General features: G+C 65.8%; 4 protein-coding genes. 3 read left to right on the top strand and 1 reads right to left on the bottom strand.

The genetic code is table 11. From position 1 onward, the window contains the following. Window positions 1-106: 106 nt before the first annotated feature. Window positions 107-1237 carry a cyclopropane fatty acyl phospholipid synthase gene (cfa, locus tag LRA98_RS12530; RefSeq protein ID WP_238634230.1) on the top strand — a complete coding sequence of 377 codons (1131 nt, stop codon included), beginning with the start codon at window positions 107-109 and terminating at the stop codon, window positions 1235-1237. Continuing rightward, window positions 1234-2571 carry an FAD-binding oxidoreductase gene (locus tag LRA98_RS12525; RefSeq protein WP_238634229.1) on the top strand — a complete coding sequence of 446 codons (1338 nt, stop codon included), beginning with the start codon at window positions 1234-1236 and terminating at the stop codon, window positions 2569-2571. Before cfa ends, LRA98_RS12525 begins: the two co-directional genes overlap by 4 nt. A 21-nt stretch (window positions 2572-2592) precedes the next feature. Here the strand turns inward: LRA98_RS12525 and LRA98_RS12520 are convergent, their stop codons facing one another. Continuing rightward, complete coding sequence (locus LRA98_RS12520) at window positions 2593-3942, bottom strand: diguanylate cyclase domain-containing protein (RefSeq protein WP_238634228.1); 1350 nt, start codon at window positions 3940-3942, stop codon at window positions 2593-2595. A 417-nt stretch (window positions 3943-4359) separates the two neighbouring features. On the opposite strand from LRA98_RS12520, the gene LRA98_RS12515 reads away from it, so the two are divergent. Continuing rightward, complete coding sequence (locus tag LRA98_RS12515) at window positions 4360-4881, top strand: class II glutamine amidotransferase (RefSeq protein ID WP_274519986.1); 522 nt, start codon at window positions 4360-4362, stop codon at window positions 4879-4881. Window positions 4882-4890 lie beyond the last annotated feature (9 nt).

Here is a 4890-nt window from a genome sequence, read left to right as displayed (position 1 = left end):
AGCCGACCCCGTAACGCATTGGCAGACAAGCTTGTGCCAAAATCTGCAATAAGCGCTTCACGAATTGTGCCTGGGTTGCCATTTGCCTTCTGCAGGGAGCACGAGCATGTCAGCAAAGCAACAAGTCCGGGAGCTGCTATCCAGCGCCGATGTCGAACTCGGCGGCGAGCGGCCCTGGGATGTGCAGATCCACGACGAGCGGCTGTATCAGCGCATTCTGGCCGAGGGGTCGTTGGGCGCCGGTGAGGCCTATATGGACGGTTGGTGGGACGCCGAGCGGCTCGATCAGTTGTTCTTCCAGGTGCTCCGGGCCAGCTTAGAGCACAAGCTCCGCACGCCGGCGGTGCTCGGCCAGGTGTTGCTGAGCAAGCTTGGCCATGAGCAGAGCCGGCGGCGCTCGCAGCGGGTTGCGGAGCAGCACTACAACCTCTCGGACCGGCTCTACGAGGCCATGCTCGGGCCGACCATGCAGTACACCTGCGCTTACTATGGCTCGGATGGGTCTGGCGCGGGCCTGGACGAGGCGCAGCGTGCCAAGCTTGATCTCATCGCGCGCAAGCTGCACCTGGAGCCGGGCATGCGGGTGCTCGAGCTCGGTGGCGGCTTCGGAGAGCTGGCCCGGTTTCTCGCCGCCGAGTACGGGTGCGAGGTGGACAGCTACAATATCAGCAGCCAGCAGGTGGCGTACGCGAGACGGCTTTGTGAAGGGCTTCCGGTCGATGTCCGGGAGCAAGATTACCGCGAGGCGGCCCATGAGTCGCGGCACTACGAGCGCGTCGTGAGTGTCGGCCTGATGGAGCACGTGGGGCCGAGCAACTATCGCGCCTTCTTCGAACTGATCCGGGGCCGCCTGAAAGCCGGCGGGCTGGCGCTGGTCCACACCATCGGCGGCAACCGCAGTCGCGCGAGCGCCGACCGTTGGATCACGCGATATATCTTCCCCGGCGGTGTGATCCCGTCCGAGGCTCAGCTCACCGCGGCCAAGGAGGGGCTGCTTGTCCTTGAGGACTGGCATAATTTCGGCCCGGATTACGACCGCACGCTGATGGGCTGGTACGACAACTTCGTCGCCGCCTGGCCGCAGCTCGAGCAAAGCGAGGGGCTGGACGAGCGCTTCTACCGGATGTGGTGCTATTACCTTCTAAGCTGCGCTGGCGCGTTCCGGGCGCGCAGCTTGAATCTATGGCAGATTGTGCTTAGCCACGGGGATGTTTCGCGCTATGTGCCAGTCCGATGAGTAAGATGGCCTGGGATGCCCACCGTGCTCGTGTCGAGGCCATGGCCGCGGCGCTGGCCGGGTCCGACGGGCCGGTTCGCCTGAGAAAGCCCACCAGCAATCTGTTCCGGAACCGCCAGGAGGTCGCCCGGACAGAGATCGACGTGGCGTCGCTCAACCACGTCATCGAGATCGATCCCGAGGCGTGCGTCGCCGACGTCGAGGGCATGACGACCTACGCTGAGCTGGTGGATGCGACGCTGCCGCACGGCCTGGCCCCGGCCATCGTTCCGGAGCTCAGGAGTATCACGGTAGGTGGTGCGACCACGGGGATCGGCATCGAGTCCAGCGCGTTCCGCTACGGCCTGGTCCACGACACGGTGGATGAGCTCGACGTCCTGGTCGCCGATGGCCGCGTGCTGACCTGCTCGCGGGAGCGGCGCCCGGAGCTGTTCTACGGCTTCCCGAACTCCTACGGCAGCCTCGGCTATGCCACGCGCGTCCGGGTCCGCCTGATTCCGGTCCAGCCCTATGTACGGCTCGAGCACACGCCGTTTCGCGACCCCGAGGCGCTCTTCACAGCGATCGGCGAGGCGTGCGCGCAGCCGGGCTGTGCCTATCTGGATGGTGTCTACTTCGCCCCCGGCGAGCTCGTCCTGACCCGCGCACACTTCATCGAGTCGTTGCCGCCGGGCGCCCGGGCCAGCGACTACACCTGGATGCGCCAGTACTGGCGGAGCCTGCGCCAGCGCCGCGAGGACTACCTGACCATTTATGATTACCTCTGGCGTTGGGACACCGACTGGTTCTGGTGCAGCAAGAACCTCGGTGCCCACCTGGCATCGGTGCGGTTGCTGCTCGGGCGTAAGCGTCTGTCCAGCGTGACCTACCAGAAGGTCATGCGCGCTAGCCACCGGTGGCCGCTGAGCCTGCTCCGGTCGGTTCGTCCGCGCACCGAGTCGGTGATCCAGGACGTCGATATCCCGATCGCCAGCGCCGCGGCGTTCCTAGCGGATTTCGAGGCCGAGATCGGTATTCGCCCGGTTTGGATCTGCCCGCTCGTGGTTCCCGAGGCCGGGTTCTCGTTGTTCCAGCTGCGCACCGATACCCCGTATATCAACTTCGGCTTCTGGGACCTGGTCCGTTCCAGCGAGCCCGACGGCCACTACAACGCCCGGGTCGAGGCATTGGTCGCGAAACACGGCGGCAAGAAGAGCCTTTACTCCCGTAGCACCTACGACGAAGCCACGTTCTGGCGGTACTACGACCGCCAGGCTTACCAGGCCCTCAAGCGCGAATGCGATCCCGACGGGCGGTTCCCCGGGCTTTATGAAAAGGCGGTGCAGCGGGGGTGAGGCCGCGCTGTGGCTCTTTGGTCAGGGCGGCAGCGCGTACTGGTTACCGCTTGCCGCTTTGGCCCGGTACACGGCCCGATCTGCGCTCTGGACAAGGGCCTCCTCGGTATCGGCATGATCCGGCCAAACGGCGATGCCGATGCTCGCGGTCACGTGTAGGGTGTGATCCCCCATCTCCTGGGGCAGCGATAGGGTGCCCCGGATCTTCTCGGCGACACGTTCCGCGTCCGCTACCTGCTCGATCTCGGCGAGGAGGACAATGAACTCGTCGCCGCCATGTCGGCAGACCGTGTCGCTGTCGCGGACGCAGGTCTTGAGCAGGGCCGCCATGCGTTGCAGTAGCCAATCGCCGACCTGATGCCCGTGCTCGTCGTTGATCCCTTTGAAACCGTCGAGATCGATGTAGAGCAGGCCGAGGCGCCGCCCGTGCCGCTGCGCAAGGCGCAGGTTCTGGGCGAGCCGCTCGGCGAATAGGGTGCGGCTGGCCAGCTCGGTCAGGGCGTCATGCCGTGCCAGATAGGCCATCCGCTGAGTCACGGCGCGGGACTGGCTGATCTCGCGGAATACGATGACCCCGCCGGAGACTGCGCCGTGGCGGTCCTGGATCGGCGCGGCAGAGTCCTCGATCCCGCACTCGCTGCCGTCGCGGTGGCGGAGGATGCGGTTAGCCTCGAGGTTGATGACCTGGTTCTCGGCGATGGCCCGCCAAAGCGGATTAAGGGCGGGGGCGCGGCTGGTGCTATCGATCAGGTTGAAGACCTCGGAGAGACGGCGGCCTTCGGCCTCCTGATGTCGCCAGCCGGTCAGGGCCTCGGCCACCGGGTTTAGATAGGTCACGCAGCCCTTCGCGTCGGTGACTAGGATGGCGTCGCCGATGGAACTCAGGGTGACACGGGCCCGTTCCTTTTCCTCGTAGAGCGCTTCTTCGGCCCGCTGCAGCGTTCGTTCCGCCGCCTTGCGCTGGGCTACGAACCGGAGGGCTTCGGGGAGCCAGGCAGCCTCTGCGCGGCGGCGTGCCAGCCGGGCCTCGGTTCCAGGGGTCGTGTCGGCCTGATCGGCATCCGTGGCCGACTCACCGAGCGGCAGAATGAGCGCCTCCGGCAGTGCGCCCCGTATCCGGCCGAGCGCGCGCAGGTCGCTCTCGTGGCTCAGCGGCAGGCCGATCAGTACGACGTCCAGCCGGCCTCCGTGATCGACGACGCGTTTCAAGGCCTGTGCAGTGTCCTCGACGCGCTCCACCTTGTGGGCCCCATGGGACTGGAGCTGCTCCTCGATGATCCGCGCGCTCTCGGGGTCGGGTTCGACGAGGAGCACGCTGACCCGGGGGTACTCGTTGTCCGGGCCGGGGGTTGTAGGGTCCGTGTCTGACACCGTCGGTCCTGGGGGTATGGGGGTCCGTTCAGCGGGGCTGTTCGTGGCCCCTGGGTGTTGGGTGCAGCGTTGGCGGTCGGCGACTCCCCGCCCCTGACGATTATAGTCGCAACGACCACCCGCTGCCGGAACGCTAGTGTCTGGAGCGCGCGGTTGCCGTCCCGCGGTGACTCCAGGCTGCCGCGAGTTGGGCAGCGCCGGGGCCGATCTGTCGAGGATGAGCAACTCGATTGCCTCCGTAACTGTCGTATCTTCGCGGAGGTCTCCGCAATGCTTGTCGTCTGCCTTAGCTTGACAAGTGGACCATTGAAACCCTTTATCAGCGTGGATTTTGCATAGCCGTATCGGTTGACATCGCGAGCTGCATGGGGCTTGGGGCCCTGGCGCTCTGGGCGTCGGGGTGGTTCAATCGCACCCATGTGCGAGTTACTGGGGATGAGCGCCAATACCCTGACCGATCTCTGCTTCAGCTTCGCTGGGCTGAGGCGCCGTGGCGGCGCCTGTGGCCCTCATAGGGATGGTTGGGGCATCGCCTTCTACGAGGGCCGGGGGGTCCGCGTCTTTCACGATCCGTCGCCCAGCGCCCAATCGCGGATCGCTGAGGTGGTTGAGACCCATCCCATCAAGAGCGAAGTAGCCCTATGTCACATCCGGCAGGCGAATGTAGGTCGGGTCGCCCTGGAGAACACCCACCCGTTTATCCGCGAGCTCTGGGGGCGCTACTGGTGCTTCGCCCATAACGGCCAAATCGAGGGCTTCCAGGCGCGCCCCGGCGTTTACCAGCCCGTCGGTGATACCGACAGCGAGCACCTCTTCTGCGACCTGCTCAACCGCCTGCGCGCCCGCCACACCGCGCGTAGCTACGACGCCGACCTGCACACGGACTTGGCGCAAGCGGCGCGCGATATAGTGGTGCGCCGATACGGACGGTACAGGTAGGGACGGGAT

The organism is Halorhodospira sp. M38, assembly GCF_022227985.1.
GTDB lineage: Bacteria > Pseudomonadota > Gammaproteobacteria > Nitrococcales > Halorhodospiraceae > Halorhodospira > Halorhodospira halophila_A.
This window is presented reverse-complemented; position numbering and strand designations above follow the sequence as displayed.

Bases quoted from the DNA above. Each gene is read 5' to 3' on its own strand.
- LRA98_RS12515 (WP_274519986.1), top strand. From the start codon at position 4,360: ATGTGCGAGTTACTGGGGATGAGCGCCAATACCCTGACCGATCTCTGC.
- cfa (WP_238634230.1), top strand. From the start codon at position 107: ATGTCAGCAAAGCAACAAGTCCGGGAGCTGCTATCCAGCGCCGATGTC.
- LRA98_RS12525 (WP_238634229.1), top strand. From the start codon at position 1,234: ATGAGTAAGATGGCCTGGGATGCCCACCGTGCTCGTGTCGAGGCCATG.